The organism is Paraburkholderia mimosarum LMG 23256 = NBRC 106338 (assembly GCF_000739815.1).
GTDB lineage: Bacteria > Pseudomonadota > Gammaproteobacteria > Burkholderiales > Burkholderiaceae > Paraburkholderia > Paraburkholderia mimosarum.
The window spans coordinates 37275-54781 of sequence record NZ_BBJJ01000022.1 but is presented as its reverse complement, the minus strand read 5'-3'; the positions used below and the strand labels follow the sequence as shown (position 1 = coordinate 54781).

Annotated in this window: 13 protein-coding genes and 2 pseudogenes; 8 read left to right on the top strand and 7 right to left on the bottom strand. The window is 64.5% G+C overall.

The window, feature by feature from the left end:
• Positions 1-255 precede the first annotated feature (255 nt).
• The 4 genes from BMI01S_RS17835 to BMI01S_RS17820 all read left to right on the top strand — a co-directional run bounded on the left by BMI01S_RS17835 (position 256) and on the right by BMI01S_RS17820 (position 5322).
• A complete protein-coding gene (locus BMI01S_RS17835; RefSeq protein WP_244145250.1) occupies positions 256-1584 on the top strand; it encodes a 2-hydroxycarboxylate transporter family protein in 1329 nt (442 codons plus the stop codon).
• Between the two features lie 110 nt (positions 1585-1694).
• The gene (locus BMI01S_RS17830) at positions 1695-3566 is read left to right on the top strand and encodes an ATP-binding protein (RefSeq protein WP_028231097.1); all 1872 of its coding nucleotides are present in this window, start codon (positions 1695-1697) and stop codon (positions 3564-3566) included.
• Positions 3556-4926, top strand: coding sequence for a sigma-54-dependent transcriptional regulator (locus BMI01S_RS17825; RefSeq protein ID WP_028231096.1), 1371 nt, complete (start codon positions 3556-3558; stop codon positions 4924-4926). The genes BMI01S_RS17830 and BMI01S_RS17825 overlap by 11 nt, the downstream gene beginning before the upstream one ends.
• 57 nt (positions 4927-4983) lie before the next feature.
• Positions 4984-5322, top strand: coding sequence for a DUF3579 domain-containing protein (locus tag BMI01S_RS17820; RefSeq protein ID WP_028231095.1), 339 nt, complete (start codon positions 4984-4986; stop codon positions 5320-5322).
• Here BMI01S_RS17820 and BMI01S_RS17815 read toward each other — a convergent pair.
• The 3 genes and pseudogenes from BMI01S_RS17815 to BMI01S_RS43060 form a co-directional block, all read right to left on the bottom strand.
• A complete protein-coding gene (locus BMI01S_RS17815) occupies positions 5319-5759 on the bottom strand; it encodes a hypothetical protein (RefSeq protein ID WP_028231094.1) in 441 nt (146 codons plus the stop codon). The genes BMI01S_RS17820 and BMI01S_RS17815 overlap by 4 nt on opposite strands.
• A 214-nt stretch (positions 5760-5973) precedes the next feature.
• Positions 5974-7905 carry a hypothetical protein gene (locus BMI01S_RS17810; RefSeq protein ID WP_028212688.1) on the bottom strand — a complete coding sequence of 644 codons (1932 nt, stop codon included), beginning with the start codon at positions 7903-7905 and terminating at the stop codon, positions 5974-5976.
• A gap of 752 nt (positions 7906-8657) precedes the next feature.
• Positions 8658-8819: pseudogene (locus BMI01S_RS43060) on the bottom strand (cytochrome P450); the annotation flags it as partial.
• Between the two features lie 412 nt (positions 8820-9231).
• Between BMI01S_RS43060 and BMI01S_RS43055 the strand changes: the two are divergent.
• Positions 9232-9525, top strand: a complete 294-nt coding sequence (locus BMI01S_RS43055) for a helix-turn-helix domain-containing protein (protein ID WP_028231092.1) — start codon at positions 9232-9234, stop codon at positions 9523-9525.
• 184 nt (positions 9526-9709) lie between these two features.
• A complete protein-coding gene (locus BMI01S_RS17800) occupies positions 9710-11071 on the top strand; it encodes an ATP-binding protein (RefSeq protein ID WP_042290037.1) in 1362 nt (453 codons plus the stop codon).
• Between the two features lie 6 nt (positions 11072-11077).
• Here the strand turns inward: BMI01S_RS17800 and BMI01S_RS17795 are convergent, their stop codons facing one another.
• Positions 11078-11443 (bottom strand): cupin domain-containing protein, encoded by a 366-nt coding sequence (locus BMI01S_RS17795; protein ID WP_028231090.1) that lies wholly within the window; start codon positions 11441-11443, stop codon positions 11078-11080.
• Between the two features lie 289 nt (positions 11444-11732).
• On the opposite strand from BMI01S_RS17795, the gene BMI01S_RS17790 reads away from it, so the two are divergent.
• A complete protein-coding gene (locus tag BMI01S_RS17790) occupies positions 11733-12476 on the top strand; it encodes a response regulator (RefSeq protein ID WP_028212684.1) in 744 nt (247 codons plus the stop codon).
• 97 nt (positions 12477-12573) lie between these two features.
• Here the strand turns inward: BMI01S_RS17790 and fusA are convergent, their stop codons facing one another.
• Positions 12574-14622 carry an elongation factor G gene (fusA, locus tag BMI01S_RS17785; RefSeq protein ID WP_028231089.1) on the bottom strand — a complete coding sequence of 683 codons (2049 nt, stop codon included), beginning with the start codon at positions 14620-14622 and terminating at the stop codon, positions 12574-12576.
• Between the two features lie 364 nt (positions 14623-14986).
• Here fusA and BMI01S_RS17780 point away from each other — a divergent pair, with 364 nt between their 5' ends.
• A complete protein-coding gene (locus tag BMI01S_RS17780; protein WP_169745488.1) occupies positions 14987-15961 on the top strand; it encodes a tyrosine-type recombinase/integrase in 975 nt (324 codons plus the stop codon).
• A gap of 415 nt (positions 15962-16376) precedes the next feature.
• Here BMI01S_RS17780 and BMI01S_RS40895 read toward each other — a convergent pair.
• Positions 16377-16487 (bottom strand): annotated as a pseudogene (locus BMI01S_RS40895) (IS110 family transposase); the annotation flags it as partial.
• Positions 16488-16626: 139 nt separating this feature from the next.
• On the bottom strand, positions 16627-17451 hold the full coding sequence (gene ehuA / locus BMI01S_RS17775) for an ectoine/hydroxyectoine ABC transporter ATP-binding protein EhuA (RefSeq protein ID WP_028231087.1): 825 nt from the start codon (positions 17449-17451) through the stop codon (positions 16627-16629).
• Positions 17452-17507 lie beyond the last annotated feature (56 nt).

Here is a 17507-nt window from a genome sequence, read left to right as displayed (position 1 = left end):
CGGCTCGGGCCGATTCTGAAAGTTCGGACAGGCTGCGGGCGCGAGTGGGTTCATCTGCCGGAAAAGTGCCGATAGATCAAGGGGTTATTCATTGACCGCGGCGCTGGCACGCCTGCTGCTTTATAGAGGTCCGGCGGCCCAATCAGGCCGCTTCCCTCATCAAACAAGCACCGGAGACGCGACGCAGTCCGGTCGCGAAAACGAAGGAGACATCCCGTGCAGAACAGCGTATCCGCATCCGCCACTTCTCAGGCGATCCCCGAGCCGTCCTCGACTCCCCAAACCCGCTTCTGGCCGGAAGGCTGGTGGAAGCTGATGGAGATCCGCATCGGCATCATTCCGCTGCCGATCTACATGATCCTGTTCGCGCTGATCGCCGGCTTCGCGGTCACGGGCAAGGTGCCCGGCGAGATCTCGATGGCCATCGCCGTGCTGGCGTACTGCGGCTTCACCTGCGCCGAACTCGGCAAGCGCCTGCCACTTCTGCGCAACATCGGCGCGGCCGCGATTCTCGCGACCTTCGTGCCCTCGGCGCTCGTGTACTACCACGTGCTGCCCAAGCCCGTGCAGAACCTCACGGTCGAATTCACGAAGCAGACCAACTTCCTGTATCTCTTCATTGCGTCGATCATCGTCGGCAGCATTCTGAGCATGGACCGGCGCGTGCTCATTCAGGGCTTCCTGAAGATCTTTATTCCGCTCGCCGCCGGCACGGTCGCGGCGACGCTCGTGGGCACCGCCGTTGGCGCGGCGCTCGGGCTTGGCGTCAAGCACACGCTGCTCTATATCGTCGTGCCGATCATGGCGGGCGGCGTTGGCGAAGGCGCGATTCCCCTCTCGATCGGCTATTCGGAAATCATGCACGTCGCGCAAGGCGAGCTGTTCGCACAGGTGCTGCCGCCCGTGATGCTCGGCAGCCTCATCGCAATCATCCTCTCGGGCATGCTCGACATGCTGGGCAAGCGCCTTCCGCATCTCACCGGCAACGGTCGCCTGCAAGTCGGCGCGACCGACGAAATGGCACCGTCGGACGAGGAAGTGCGCGGCCATGTCGATGTGAGCCACATCGCGGCGGCCGGCATCACGGCGATCACGCTGTACCTGATCGGCCTGATGGCGAACAAGCTGTTCGGCTTGCCCGCGCCGGTCGCGATGCTTTTTCTCGCCGTGCTCGTGAAGCTCGCGCGCGCGGTTTCGCCGCCGCTGCAGGAAGGCGCGTTCGTGGTCTACAAGTTCTTCTCGACGGCGGTCACCTACCCGCTGCTGTTCGCGATCGGCGTGGCGATGACGCCTTGGGAAAAGCTCATGGCCGCGTTCACGCTCGTCAACGTCGTGACGATCGCCGCGACCGTCGCAACGCTGATGGGCACGGGTTTCGTAGTGGGCCGCCTGATGAAGATGTACCCTATCGACACCGCAATCGTGAACGCGTGCCACAGCGGCCAGGGCGGCACCGGTGACGTCGCGATCCTCACCGCCGCGAACCGCATGCAGCTCATGCCGTTCGCGCAGATCGCCACGCGCATTGGCGGCGCGATCGTCGTGACCGTGACGCTCATCGTGCTCGCCCATTTCGGCGCATGACGCGCGGGTGTGCCCCTCGCACGCGCCGTCGCGATGGCGGCGCCGGTGCATCCGGCGCGAACCGTCCGCTCATCGAGCGACAGGGCGGCGATCCATCGACGAGAGTGAACGTGCACAGGCGCTACAAGGGAATTCCATGGTGGGGATGGGCGGCGGCGGCCGTGCTTTATGTGGGCGCGGCCGCCGCCGCGGTGGAGTTCGCCTGGAGCCGCGCGATCGACGCATTGGCCGAAGTGGGTGCGCACCGGCTCGACCTTTACGCGGCGAGCCTGACGAGCGAGCTGGGACGCTTCGAGATGGTGCCTGCGCTCGTCGCGAGGCAGGACAGCGTGCGCGCGTTGCTCAAGGCCTCGCCGGACGAAGCACGCGCGAGGTTGCCCGCGGTCGATGCCTATCTGGAAGCGGTCAATCGTGACGTGGGCAGCGGCGCCGTGGACGTGATCGATGCGCACGGCACCGTGATCGCCGCGAGCAACTGGAACCAGCCGGTCAGCTTCGTCGGCACCAATGTGTCGTATCGCCCTTACTTCATCGACGCCCTCGCGCAGGGCAGAGGCCGTTTCTTCGGCATCGGCACCAACACCGGCATTCCCGGGCTGTATTTCGCGAGCGCGATTCGCGATGGCGATGCCGCGATCGGCGCCGCGGCCGTCAAGGTCAGCGTCGACGCGCTCGAGTCCGCCTGGCGCACGCCCGGCGAAGCGGCGGTCGTGGTGGACAGCAATGGCGTGGTCGTGATCTCGACCGAGCCCGAATGGAAATTCACCGCCCTGCGCGCGATGACCCCGCAGCAGCAGCGCGAGATTCAGGCGTCGCGGCAGTACGCGGGCCGCATCGTCGAGGCGCTGCCACACCGGCGCGTGGGCGACTGGAACGACGCCGCGTGGATCGGCGTGTTTCCCGACCTGCGCCGCGCGGGCCGCACCGCGCGTTATCTCGTGATGTCGCGGCCCGCGCCGCAGGGGCAGGACACGATCATGGTGCTGCTCGACACCGCCGGTGCGCGGCGGCAGCAGCGGCTTGCCTTCGTGTCCGTGACGGGGGTGTTTCTGATCGCCGCACTCTATGCGCTTTATGCGGTGCAGCGCCGCCGCGTGATCGTGGAGAAGCTCAAGGCGCAGGAAGCGCTGCGCCGCGCGAACGACCAGCTTGAAACGACCGTTGCGCAGCGCACCGCCGCGCTCACCGAGGCGAACGCGCGGATGCAGCGCGAGATCATCGAGCGCGAGCACACCGAGCAGCGTCTGCGTGCCACGCAGCAGGAAGTCGTGCATGCGGGCAAGCTCGCGGTGATCGGCCAGATGGCGGCGGCCCTCACGCACGAGCTGAACCAGCCGCTCGTGGCGATCCGCACGCTCTGCGACAACGCGCGCACCTTCTTCGAACGCAATCAGCCCGCGCAGGCGATCGCCAATCTGGAGCGCGTCGCTCGCCTCGTGGACAGCATGGCGGTGCTCACCAGCGAGCTTAAGGCCTTCGCGCGCAAGCCAGAGGTCGAGCGCGTGGCGGTATCGCTTGCCGAGGCCGTCGCACACGCGCGGCTCATCTACGAGTCGCGGATTCGCGACGAAGCCGTGCGGCTCGATGTGCGGATTGCGCCGGGCCCGACGGTGTATGCAGAGTCGAGCCAGCTTCAGCAGGTGATCGTCAACCTGCTTGGCAATGCGCTCGACGCCGTGCGCGACGCGAGCACCCGCGTGATCGCCATGGATGCCAGCGAGCCCGATGCGTCAGGTTGCGTGCGCTTCACGATCGACGACAGCGGCCCTGGCATCGCGCCGGACGTGCTCGCGCATCTGTTCGAGCCGTTCGTCACGACGAAGCCGCGCGGGCAAGGCCTCGGTCTCGGGCTCGCGATCACGTCGCGCATCGTCGAAGGCTTTGGCGCGAGAATCACCGCGGCGAACCGGGAAGAAGGCGGCGCGCGCTTCACGATCGAATTCGCGGCAGCCGAGCCGCAAAGGACAGAACATGGCAGATGAGATCCGGGTGCTGGTTGTCGAGGACGACGAGAACGTCCGCATCGGCGTCGAGCAGGCGGTCGCGCTCGCCGGCTTTCCGGTGAGCGCATACGCATCGGCGGCCGATGCCTGGGCCGATATCGCGCCCGGCGCGCCGGTCGTGGTCGTTTCGGACGTGCGCATGCCCGGCATCGACGGCCTGCAACTGCTCGACCACGTGATGGCCATCGATTCGCAAATCCCCGTTCTGCTGATCAGCGGCCACGCGGATATCTCGACGGCGGTCAGTGCGATGCGCGTGGGCGCCTACGACTTCATCGAGAAGCCGTTCTCGTCCGATGTGATCGCGGCCCGCGTGGCCCGAGCCGTAGAGAAGCGCCGGCTCACGCTCGAAGTCGAGGGCCTGCGCGCAACGCTCCACAACTGGCAGGGCATCGAGGCGCTGGTGCTCGGCAAATCTGCGGCGATGGCGGATGTGCGCAAGAAGATTCTGCGGCTCGCCAACACTTCGGTGTCGGTCCTCATCACGGGCGAGACGGGCACCGGCAAGGAATTGATCGCGCGCAGCCTGCACGATTTCAGCGCGCGGCGCGACGCGCATTTCGTGGCGCTGAACTGCGGCGGACTGCCCGAGCAGGTGTTCGAGAGCGAGCTGTTCGGACACGAGGCCGGTGCCTTCACAGGCGCGATCAAGAAGCGCGTGGGCAAGATCGAATGGGCCAACGGCGGGACGCTCTTTCTCGACGAGATCGAAACGATGCCGCTGCCGCTGCAGATCAAGATGCTGCGCGTGCTGCAGGAGCGCGTGGTCGAGCGGCTTGGCGCGAACGAGCTGATTCCGGTGGATTGCCGCATCGTTACCGCTTCGAAGGCGGACCTCGCCGAACTCTCCGCCGCCGGCGGCTTTCGCGCCGACCTGCTGTACCGGCTGAACGTTGCGCAAATCGAGTTGCCGCCGTTGCGCGAGCGGCGCGAGGACGTGCCTTTGCTGTTCGAGCACTTCGTGCTGGCGGCGGCGCGCCGCTTCGGCACGCCGCCGCCCGTCGTGACCGCTGCTCAGGTGTCCGAATTGATGACGCACGCGTGGCCCGGCAACGTGCGCGAGTTGCAGAACGTCGCCGACCGCTTCGTGCTGGGGCTGACCGGAGACAGCCTGCTTTCGGCAGGCGCCGCCTCAGTGAAAGGGGACACGCTGGCTCAGCAGCTTGCGTACTTCGAACGCATGCTGATCGAAAACGCGCTGCAGCGCCATCGCGGCAACGTCGCGGACGCGAGCGCCGAGCTAGGGATGCCGCGCAAGACGCTGTATCACAAGCTGCGCCAGTTGAAGATGGCGGCGCGGGATGCGCAGGGCGAGGAAAAGGAAGACCCGGACGCTTGAGCGTGCGGCCGGCAGTCGGCCGCAAATTGACCACGATTTCCACCACGCAGCGCAAACATGGACCGCATCGAGCTCGCGACGCAAGGCCAGATTCCCGGCTATCTGATCCGGGGTGTCACGCAACGCCAGAAAGTATTTCGTCCCGGGGATTGGGCGGAACGGCTCAAGGGCGTCATCACGCTTTTCGTCGGCGAACGGCGGCCCGGGCTTCACGTCGCGTCCACGCGGCTCGTCATGCCGGTCGTATCGGCGGGTATCAAATGTTTGTTCGTGTCCGACGAATTGAGGTTGATCTGCCCGGATGCATTCGAGTTCGTGATGGGATTCGCAACGGACAACGAACTGCTGGTCAGCGGGCACGACGCACCGCTGATCGCCGTGGTGCCAACGGCCTAGTTGGTGCGGTACGTGGTGGTGGTCGACTGCAGTTTTGTCAGCGTGCCGTTCTTGAGCCGGAACCAGCCTTCCGAGCCCTGCATCACGACTTCATCCGGTTGCCAGAAGACGCGTTTGACCGTCATGCGCATGTTCGCGCGCTGCACGAGCGGCGGCTGGCGGCGAAAGTCGTACAGCACGGGGCCGTAGGCGGTTTGCACGAGCATGCGCGTAACGGTGCCGTTGTCGCCACCGACTTCATCGAAATGCACGAGCGTCTTCGCGTCGAAGCGGTCGAAGATCTCCTTGCCGAGGACAGCCACGAAGTCGCGGTCGTCACGCACGAATTGCACGGTGCCCGCAGGCGTGGCGAACGAGCCGGGCGCGTTGCTTTGCGCCTGCGCGCAAGTTGCAACGAAGGAGACGGCGGCGAGCGCGGCGAATAGAAGTCGTTTCATGTTGCTTTCCGGATCGGGCGGCCGCCCCGTGAGTGGCGTGGCGGCACATGGACGTTGGCTTGCCGTGCATTTTCGTTCATTTCCGCTGTTACGTCGAATGTCCCGGGCCGCGCTTGCGGGGCCGCGCACCGCATATGCGCAAGCGCCCGGCCTGCGGAACAGGTCCGCGGGCCGGGCGCTTTGCATTGCGTTACGCGGGGAGGCTGCCTGGAGGTCAGCTCGGCACGTAGCCCTTGGGAAGCGTCGAATTGGAACTGGCCACCGACGCATTCTTCGAGACCACGTAGATCGGCGACTCGGTCAAGCTCAACGACACTCTGCCATTGGAGTAGCTCATGGTCGTCGGATTGCCCATTTCGTCGAGCACGGTGACCGTGCCGCTCGTGCCGGGTGCGTCCACGGCGAGGCTGTAGCCCACGCTATAGGTCGAGCTGTAGCCGCTGCTCGCGCTCCACACGTTGTTGTTGTGCGTCCAGAGGGCCGTGATGACCGCGCCGTTGTTCAACTGCTGGAACGCGTAGGCGTAGACGCCCGAGGGCGTGCCGTTCACCGGGCCGAGCGTGTTGGTGCCGTCGAGAATGCGCGTCATCGCCGCCACCGACATCGCCGCGGGCTTCGGGCTGATGTTCTGCGCGCCGTATTGGCCCTGGGCATCGGCGAGGTCGAAGAACGTGCCGTAGCCCGTGAGGCCCGGGAAGTCCGCACCGTAGAAGATCCAGGTTTGATCGGCGCCTTCGCCCAGGATGATCAGGTGGCTGCGCGCGACCACTGCGCCTTGTGCATAGAGGATATTGCCGTTCGGATAGTTCGGACCGTACGACGTGCCATTGTCATAGCTGATGCCGAGTTCGGTGCTCCAGAGCTTCATGCCCGGCTTGTAGTCGGCCGCCATTTCGCTGCGCAGGGCGCGCATTTGCCCGATCAGCGAGTTGGACGCGTTGGCGGGATCGGTCGCTTGCCGTTCCGGCACGTACGAGGGCGAGGTGCCGTTGACGTCGTAGTAGCCGTGCGTCGTCACGCCGTCGATGTACTGGGCAAAGCCGAGCGACGCGAGCGTTTTGAGGTGGTTCGCGGTGCCGGCCGGCGCCGTATCGGTCGGACCCATCACGACCGCGTGAGGATCGGTCGAGTGAACGCCCTGATGGACGGCCTGGTAAAGCTGCACGAATTGCGAGTTCGTACCCTTCCATTGGGAATCCGGCTCCCAGGTGAGCTGGTAGTAGTTGGCCGATTGATGCGGGTAATAAGTCGTCCGAATCGAATTCGATTCCGTACCGAGCCGGCTCATGTAGTTCTGGTAGTACGTGAGATCGGTGGGCAGCTGTGCCTCGTCCTCGAACGCGTTGGTCGGGCTCGCCCAGGCGGGAATGCCGTCGAGGCGAACCATGCGCATCACGTTACCCGTGGCGAAGAACGGGTCGACCTTGCTGGTGCTCGGGTTGAAGGTGTTGGGGCCGTTCGGCTCCATGGTCGACATCTCGCGATGGTCGTAAATCGTCGAGATGCCGAGCGAGGAGAGCACGGATGTGTTGCCGTCCTCGCCTTGCATGCCGAAGCGATGCTGGTCCTGATGCGCATACGTGACCGTCGGGACGATGCCGGACAGGTTGGGCAGCACGCCGAACGTCGCGAGGCCGGTCGGCCGGGTGCCCGCGGAGGGGAGCTGTCCGCCGGCGGTGTCGAGCTTGGCGGACACGGCGAAGTAGCCAGCGAGCGTGGACGTGCAGCTCAAGGTGGTCGTCACGGCGCCTGCCGTCACGTGCAGATGACCGCTCGCGGCCACGTTGCCGACCTGGTCGGTGACCGACCAGGTCAGCGTGTCGGCTGCGGGCGCATTGGTGGTGAAGGCGAGCGGGAACGTCGCGCCCGAGGCGAAGATGCGGCCGCTTTGTGCGGTCGGGGTGTCGGCGCTCACGAGATTAGTGCTGGAAGTCGCACTGGATGTCGTGGGGGAGCCGCATTGCATCGTGCCATGCGTGAGCGCTTTCGCGTTGGCGCTCGTCGTTGCATTTGCAGCATTCGTGCCGGCTGCGCTTTGCGGCGTAGCAGAGGCATTGGCTGCATCCGTTGCGGGGCTTCCGGAGCCACCGCCGCCGCACGCCGCCAGGAATAGCGACGACGACAACAAGAGATAGAAGAGCTTCATCGATTGAAAAGGGCAAAGCGACGCCCGGCCGGCTGCGGCGCGCGATGGGCGCTCGGGGCAGGCCAGAAAGTCGGGACAATGAATGAATGCGGCGTGGCTCGAAGAACCCTGCACCCGCTAACGAACGCCGTGCGCTGGCACGAGCTTGGCTATCTGGTACTTCGCGGTAGCCCAGGTAAAAATTTCACCTTTGCTAACGCTGCACCGTCGGAAATTCGGCCTTGCGCTGGATCCCTGGAGGAGGGGAGACGTGCGCAATTTTTACGGACGAAGATGACGTAGTTACTGCTTGAAGTCCAGACGCCGAGCGAATATTACCGATAATTGGCGTTTTCATGTGAAAATTAGACGTAACAAAATGTACAGACGAATTGGTTCTATCCATTTTTCCCGAAAGCCAGGCCAATTCGAGCCAATAGCGAGGTATTAATTACCTCACGTCGAGACGGTAATGTTTGCCGCATCATCCACGATGAAACCCGCTATCTCCTGCAATATCGGCAGTTCGGCGGGAATATGAATGGCGCCAGGGTAATTAATTCTGGCAATATATCCCTTTTAATATCCTTTCTATTTAATTCGGGTCGGAATTAATTGACTTCACCGATTTATTTCGATCAGGGGTGGCGAATTGATCGACGGCGATAGCGCTTTTATTCGCTTTATCCGTGACTTGAGTGGGAACGACGGAGTAGAGAAGGCCGGCCAGCGCTCAGGCGTGGCGAACGAAGTTGCCGGACGGGGCGCGGCCCCTAGACCCGGTCGAGTGCGAGATGCAGCGGTGCGTGCGGTCGCAACGTCACGTTGAGCATGGGGCGTGGTCCCGCCATGCCATCCCGGGCCGAGAGCGTGTAGCGCTGCAGCACCATCGCCGCGATCACGGTCATCTCGGTCATGGCCAGGTGCTGGCCGAGGCCCGAGGGTTCGAGCTGAGCGACGCGCAACGGCTCTCGCATTTCCCGGCGTCCCCGCTGGTGTGTCTTTCGTGGTAGCGGGAACTGGATGCGGGGCTCGTGCAAGCGTGCGCGAATGGGCCGACGTGGCGGCCGTTCGGCACGGCGCTCACGCTTTCGGGCAGCCAGTCGCGACCCACCACGAGCTGGGCGCCGACCACGGGTTTCGGCGGCATGATCTGCTTCGCGGCCGATGCGGCGAAAGCCTTGTTCGATCTGGATCTGGCCACAGTTCACGACCGCTTTCTGATTGCCAGCGCCGCGCTGGGACCGCAGTGGCAGACGTTCCTCGACGATTTGATCTGCACTGCTGACGATACCCAAACCCTCGCGGTTCTTGCACACCACCTGTCGCCGCGTTGGGAGGCGGTTCGTGAGTCGCACGCACAGCGAGCGCCAGGTCGAGCGGCGCATCAAGGCTTACAGCGGCCGCTCGCTGCGCGAGTGGCGGTCGCTGGTGAAATCCGAGGGCGCGTATTTCGCGGCAACGGACCGCTTTGCGTCCGGCCAGTCCTTCGATTGGGCGGCATTTGCCCAGGACGAAGGTTTTGCGGATCAGGCGCACCTGAGCCGCACGACGAAGCGCATGACCGGGTTCTCGCCTACTGAGTTCGCGCAGCGCTATGTCGAGGACGAGTCGTTCTGGATGTACCGGTTGTGGGTATGACGCGGCTCTGGCGCGAGTGGGCCGATGCGGCACCGCAGGAGAGTTAGCAAGCGGCCCAAGAGCCACGGAAACTGCGTCCGGCCTGCAATGTTTTGTGTCCGGCACCGCCGCCGATACAGTGAGATACAAAACCTCTCGCGCCTTGCGGTATAAACGCATCATTCCCCGCACACGGAGCCCGAACATGCACGCCGATGGTTTTGCGGCCCCCCGCCGCGTGCCGCTTTCCGTGGCGGCGCTGCGCTGGCCGCGCACGCTGTTCGCGCGCCTCGCCCTGATCCTTTGCGTCGGCCTCGCGCTTGCGCAGGTGTTGTCGTTCACGCTCACCGTAACCGAGCGCGACGACGCCACCGCGACCATGATGACGGCCTACATCGCGCGCGAAGTCGCCATCTCCGTGGCGCTGCTCGATCATCTGCCCGCAGCCGAGCGCGAAGCCTGGCTGCCGCAGCTCGCGCGCCGTAGCTATTTCTTCATCCTCGGGCCCGGCACGCCTGGCGAGCCGCCCGAGGCGCACCGCTCGAAGAGCGTGGCGTCGGCGATCGCGAGCGGCCTGGGCGACAAGTACCCGCTCACCTCCAGTGCCGTGCCGGGCACCGGCGAACGTCTGCAGATCCATCTGCGCCTCTCCGACGGCTCGCCGCTCACCATCGACTACCGGCCGCCTCCCGCACTGCCCATGTCGGGCTGGCTGCCGGTCGTGCTGGCGGCCCAGCTCGCCGTGCTGGCGGTGTGCTGCTGGTTCGCCGTGCGCATCGCGACGCGGCCGCTGCACGAGCTCGCGCGCGTGGCGGACGCGCTCGGACCGGACCTGAAGGCCGAGCGTCTGGAAGAAGACGGCCCGTCCGAAGTGGCGCGCGCCGCGCGCGCGTTCAATGCGATGCAGCAGCGCATTTCGGCGCACGTGGCCGAGCGCATGCAAATCCTCGCAGCCATCTCGCACGACCTGCAGACGCCGATCACGCGCATGCGGCTGCGCGTGGATCAGATGGACGACGAAGCGCAGGCGGGCAAGCTCACGCAGGACCTGCTGGAGATGGAGCAACTGGTAAAGGAAGGCGTGGCCTACGCGCGCACGCTGCATGGCACCGGCGAGGCGCCGCGCCGCGTCGATCTCGACGCGCTGCTCGACAGTCTGGTGTGCGATTACGTGGATGCGGGTTCGCCCGTGACGTTCGAGCGCCGCCTGAACGTGGCGATCGTCACGCGCGTGCAGGCGCTGCGGCGCATCGTCGGCAATCTCGTGGATAACGCCCTGAAGTACGGCAACACGGCGGCCATCGAGGTCAGCGCGTCGCCGCAGGACAAGACCGTCACGATTTCCGTGCTCGACAGCGGCCCCGGCATACCGGACGAGGCGCTCGAAAAGGTATTCGAACCGTTCTACCGCCTGGAAACCTCGCGCAATCGCGGCACGGGCGGCACGGGGCTCGGCCTCGCGATCTCGCGTCAGCTCGCCGTGGCGATGGGCGCGCAGCTCACGTTGCGCAACCGGCCCGAAGGCGGCCTGGAAGGGCGGCTCGTGCTGCCGGGCGCCGATGCGTGAAGGGAGTCAGGCTAGCGGAATGAAGACATTGAACTGCCCCTCGTCGGGGTGCCGCGAGCGATGGCCCTTGCCAATGGTGTCCTCGCAGAGCACGACGGTGCCCGGCTCGCAATGGCGCGTATCGCCGTCGCTCGTTTCGAACTCGACCCAGCCAGTCATCCAGATCACGAACTGGCGCACCGGCGTGGTATGCCAGTCCGCTTCCTTGAGGCCCGCGGGCACCCAGCCGAAGCGCACCGCCTTAGCCGATTCCCATGTGGAGAGGTAAATGGGCGGGATGTTGGGGAAAAGCTCCAGCCGCGTGAGCGGGATGTCGATGTCCTCGAGATGCGACTCGCCCTGGGCATCGGCGTAGATACGCAGGCATTTCATGGGAACCTCCTGGAACCGTTGTCGCCGTTGTGCGCCTATGCGCATTGTCGTCCCGAATCGGGCGGTGCGGTTCCGGTTTGTACATGATGTGCAGCGCATTGCATGCCCCCCGATGCAATGTGGCGTGTCTGCCCGCGCGAGACTTTCCGTTCTGGAGGACGCATGAAACGTTGGTTGGCTATCCTGTTCTTCGCCGCGAGCGGCCTGGCTGCGGAAATCGCGCATCCGGTGTACTGTTCGTGCATCGCTCAAACCCGTTCACGCCTCGGGCGCAAGGAGAAACATGCCAATGACGGAAAAGATGGATCATGTCCTGATCGTCGATGACGATCGCGGCATACGTGAACTGGTCGGCGCCTACCTCGAAAAGAACGGCATGCGCGTGTCGCTGGCGGCGAACGGCCGCGAGATGCGCTCGGTGCTGGAGAGCGGCGCGCCCGACCTGATCGTGCTCGACCTCATGATGCCCGGCGACGACGGCCTCGTGCTGTGCCGCGAGTTGCGCGCGGGCAAGTTCCGCGCCGTGCCCGTGGTGATGCTCACCGCGCGCAACGAGGAGACGGACCGCATCGTCGGCCTGGAAATGGGTGCCGACGACTATTTGCCCAAGCCGTTCGCCGTGCGCGAACTCTTCGCGCGCATCCGCTCGGTGCTGCGCCGCACACGCATGCTGCCGCCCGGCATGGAAGTGAGCGAGTCGGCCCAGTTGATCGCGTTCGGCGACTGGCGGCTCGACACCACGGCGCGTCATCTGCTGGACGCCGAAGGCACGATCGTGGCGCTGAGCGGCGCGGAATACCGGCTCTTGCGCGTGTTTCTCGATCATCCGCAGCGTGTGCTCACGCGCGACCAGTTGCTGAACCTCACGCAGGGCCGCCAGGCCGATGCGTTCGACCGCTCGATCGATCTGCTCGTGAGCCGTCTGCGCCAGCGTTTGCGCGACGAGGCGCGCGAGCCGCGTTACATCAAGACGCTGCGCAGCGAGGGCTATGTGTTTTCGGCGGCGGTGAGCATGGCCGAGGCACCGGAGTAGGTTCGACGCCAATGCGCATGCCGCCGCCGGTCGAGGTCTGGCCGAATCAATGATCGTTTCGCCATCCTTACTTCGTCCTGCGATGTAGCGGAGCCCCTCACTCCACGCTTTCGCCCCGCCCCTTATGCTGCGCCGCCAGCCTGTCCTGGTGCGTCGGCGGCACGGGATCGTAGTGGCTTAGCTGAATGCTGTAATTTCCATGCCCGCCCGCGAGCGAATTGAGCCGCGACTGATAATCGTTGAGTTCTGCAAGCGGCACCTTCCCCGCAATGACCATGGCTTGCCCACCCATCGTGCGCGTCCCATGCACCTGCCCGCGCCTCGCGGATAGATCGCCGATGATGTCGCCCATCGCAGCCTCAGGCGTCATCACCTCAATATCGACGATCGGTTCGAGCACGATAGGCTGTGCTTTCAAAACCGCATCGATGAACGCCTTGCGGCCCGCGGTAACGAACGCCACTTCCTTCGAGTCCACTGGATGGCTCTTGCCGTCGTACACGATCACGCGCACGTCCTGCATCGGAAAGCCCGCAAGCGGCCCGCTGTCGATCACCTGCAAGATTCCTTTTTCCACCGCAGGCATGAACTGCGAAGGAATCGCACCGCCTTTCACAGCATCCACGAATTCGAAACCAGCGCCGCGCGGTAACGGCTCCACGCGCAGCATGACTTCGCCGAACTGGCCCGCGCCGCCCGTCTGCTTCTTGTGGCGGCAGTGTCCCTCGGCCTTGCCGCCAATCGTCTCGCGCCAGGCGATCGTGGGCGGGCGCGTGACCACATCGAGTTTGTACTGATCGGTGAGCCGCTCCAGCATGTAGCGCAGGTGCAGCTCGCCCAGCCCGCGCACGACGGTTTCGTTGGTGCCCTCGGGATGATCGATCTGCAGGCAGGGGTCCTCGGCCGCGAGCTTTTGCAGCACCTCCCACACGCGCTGCTCGTTGCCGGGACGCGCGGGCTCGATCGCGAGCCCGTAAATCGGATTGGGAAACGCGGGCGGCGTGAGATGGATGTTGCCGTCCTCGGGCGCATCGTGCAGCACGGCATCGAAGCCGATGTCATCGGCCTTTGCCACGGCGCAGATGTTTCCGGGCCCGGCGCGCTGGACTTCCGTATGCTCTTTGCCCTGCAGCATCAGCAGATGCGCGACCTTGAACGGCTGTCGCGCGTTGCCGATATAAAGCTGGCTATCGCGCGTGACGGTGCCCTGATGAATGCGAAATACGGCGACCTTGCCGATATACGGGTCCATCACGATCTTGAACACATGCGCGAGCACGTGCTTGTTGGCGTCCGGCTCGGCCTGCACGGGTTCCACCTTGCCTTCCAGCTCGCGATAGAAAAGCGGCGGATTGCCTTCGGTGACGTTGGGCAGGAGCCGAACGAACACGTCGAGCAATTGTGCGATGCCCGCGCCCGTCGCCGCGGACGTGAAGCACACCGGCACGAGATGCCCTTCGCGCAACGCGCGCTCGAAGGGCGCGTGCAGTTGCTCGGGGCTGATGGCTTCGCCTTGCTCGAGGTAGAGCTCCATCAACTCGGGATCGAGTTCGATCACCTGGTCGATGAGCGCATTGTGCGCCGCTTCCACCGAATGAAAATCGGCCTCTCCCGCGGGGTTGAAGAAGCAGTCCACCACCTCGCGGCCGCCTTGTGCGGGCAGATTGATCGGCAGGCAGCTCTTGCCGAAGGCCTCCTGAATCTGCGCGAGCAGGCCCGGCAAATCGACTTTTTCGGCGTCGATGCCGTTCACGATGATCATCCGGCATAGCTTGCGCTGTTGCGCGTACGTCATCATGCGCGTGGTCGTCATCTCGATGCCGGTGCGCGCATTGATGACGATGGCCGCCGTTTCCACCGCAGGCAGCGCGCTCATCGACATGCCGGCGAAGTCGGGGTAGCCGGGCGTATCGATCAGGTAGATGCGGGTGTCCTGGTGGTCGAAGTAGGCGACAGCGGAATTGAGGGAGTGGTGGTACTTGCGTTCGAGGGGATCGAAATCGCAGAGGGCGGTGCCGCGATTCACGCTGCCTGGCGCGTGCAGCGCGCCGCCCTGGTGCAGGAGCGCTTCGGCAAGTGAGGTCTTGCCGCAGCCGGCATGGCCGACCAGAGCGATCGTGCGGATGGCTTCGGGACTGTAATCCATTTGTCGATCCATTGTTGTACTTCATCCAGTGTGACCCACAAGCGTTTCCAAAATCCACTGTATAATCAATAGGTTGTCAACGTAATTCGCCCAAGATGACCCATTTTGTTCCGACTGCTGCCATGTGTCCAGTGGTGGGATAGAGGGTGGGTCAGGATCCTGGGGAAATACCCTATGCCTGCGCTTCCCGGTCGCGCGGTCAGCCCAACGACGCATAGGCGCCGGGAGATGGGATTGGGCGTGTACCCGCCTACGTCGCTGCGCGACGCCCGAGCGCGAGCGCTGGTGATGCGCAACCAGCTCGATAGCGGGCCACGACCCTATCGACGAGCGCAGACGCGAGCAGGTGATTGTCGAGCGAGAGGTGAAGGTGCCTACGTTCTTGCAGGCCGCCGAGAAAACCCACGAGAGGGCAAAGAGCGGCTGGAAGCATGCCGACGGGAGAAACGCACGGCGGTGGCTAAGTAGCGTAAAGGCGCACCTTGCGCCGCTGCTGGAATGTCGCGTCGATACCCTCCGGCCGCGTGACTTTTCCGATGCGCTCGCGTCCGCATGGATCGAGTGCCCGCGTGTTGCGGATAATGTCTTTCAGCGTGCTAGTGCAATCATGGAATGGGCTTTCGCGGCGTACCCGGAGTACGTGATGTGTAATCCGGTGCCAAGTGCGCGCGCTTTGCTGCCAAGCAGAAGCGCGCGGCAGTCGAGGCCAAAGCACCACCCCGGGATCCTGCACACCGATGCCCCCGCGTTCGTGCGCGTGCACCTTGCGGGCATTGAGCCGCACGAGGTTACGCGCGCGTGCACGTTCGTGCTGCTGCACACGGCGGTTCGCCCGGCCGAGGCACGAGGCATGGAATGGGGCGAGCTCGATTTTGACAGTGCTCGGTGGCTGATCCCCGCAGAGCGCATGGAAGGCGGCGTCGAACACGATGTGCCGCTCGTCCCTGAGGTGATGGCCCTCCTACGCGCGATACGAGAAATTCGAATGCACGATCGCTTTGTTTTCCCGAACGTGACCAACACAGGTCCGGTTTCCGATGTGGATCTGCAGACGTTCTTTCGGGAAACGGGCACTGTGTCGGATACTCCGGGCCGCACGCCTGTGCCACATGGTTGTTGTGCGTGCTTTCGCGATTGGGTCGACGCCAAAGGCTATGATCCCAGACTTGGCGAGCGCCAGCTTGCGCACTGGCCACGCGGAGAGACGGCGGTGGCATATCAACGAGATACGATGTTTGAGCGCCGCGCGGTCCTCATGGGTGCATGGACGAACTACCTGCACGGGCGGGCAGCGGCAGGTGACAACGTGATTGCGCTTAACGTGAGCGCAGCGGCATAAAAGAACCCGGCCTTGTGCGAGCTCAGTCAATTGGAGCCTCTAAACGAAAATGACTTGTACTGCCGCGAAGCGACATGTTCCACAAGTCGGATGGAAAGGAAGGCGTGTGATCAAAGATCCGCGGTGGCCCAGACGAAGGGACGCAGATCAACCGCGAGAGCGTCAGATCAGCGTAGGCACCTCGACGAACAGCGCCGGCCTCAGGTGCGGTCTTTTGTAGGTCCTGTAGAGCTTCCGTTGTGAACCTTTGTTGGGCCGGACGCCGGGTGTCCGCGAGGCCGAAGTCCTGAAGTCCCAGTACTTTTCGCAGGTACGCCCCGGGCGGGGCCAACCCGCTTCACATCACCGCTGGCAGTGCAAAGTGATCTTCTGTCTGGTCATGGTCAAATGGCGCTACGGTGTGGATGTCGGTGTTTTAACCGGCAGATGGTTCATGTTTGAAGTCATCGCCGTATCTCAACAGGGCCCACGCCATCCTCGCGTTCTTGGCAGCAATAGCCACCGCAGTGCGCCAATAGTCGCGGCGGCAAGTGCAACATCGCCCGCACCGTTGCGGATTGCGCTTGAGACGGCGCGAGGCGGCCTGAGCGTTTCGTTCGTGAAGCGCCGCGGCCCGCATCGCGATGACCCCGTCTTCGTTGCACTGTCTCCGCGCCGCCCGTCGATCAGGTGGCTTCGCGCACCGCGCGCAGGAACTGCTGCGTGCGTTCGTGCTGCGGCGACGCGAAGAACTGCTGCGGCGGCGCCTGTTCGATGATCTTGCCTTGCGAGAAGAAGCACACGCGGTCCGCGAATTCCTTCGCGAAGCCCATCTGGTGCGTGACCATCAGCATCGTCAGGTTGTGCTCCGCGCCGAGGCGGCGCACGACGTTCAGCACTTCGCCGCACAGTTCGGGGTCGAGCGCCGACGTCACTTCGTCGAACAGCATCACCTTCGGGCGCATCGCGAGCGCCCGCGCAATCGCGACGCGCTGCTGCTGGCCGCCCGACAACTGCGACGGGTAGTGATCGCACTTGTTCGACAGGCCGACCATCGACAGCAGTTCGCGGGCGCGCTCGACGGCGTCGCGCCGGCTCATGCGGAGCGTGCGCATCGGCGCTTCGATCGTGTTCTGCAACGCGGTCATGTGCGGGAACAGGTTGAAGCTCTGGAACACCATGCCGATCTTGCTGCGCACCGCACGGACATGGCGGTCGTTCGCCGGCACCAGCCCGCCGTTGCGGCGCATGTGCGTGAGCGGCTCGCCGTCCACTTCGATCATCCCCGAGGTCAGCGGGTCGAGTGTCATCAGCACGCGCAGCAGCGTGGACTTGCCGGAGCCGCTCGGCCCGATGATCGCGACTTTCTCGTTGCGCGCGATGTCGAGGTCCAGCTCGTCCAGCACGGTCAGCGTGCCGTAGCGTTTCGTTACGCCGCGAAAGCGCACCATCGGCTGGTCGTGCTGGGCCTCGGCCAACTGACCGAGGGCGGGGTCGAGATCCCGTTTCATCTGCTTCTCCTGAATTTGCATGGCCGTGTCGTCCGTTGTGGCGCTCGGGGTGCGGC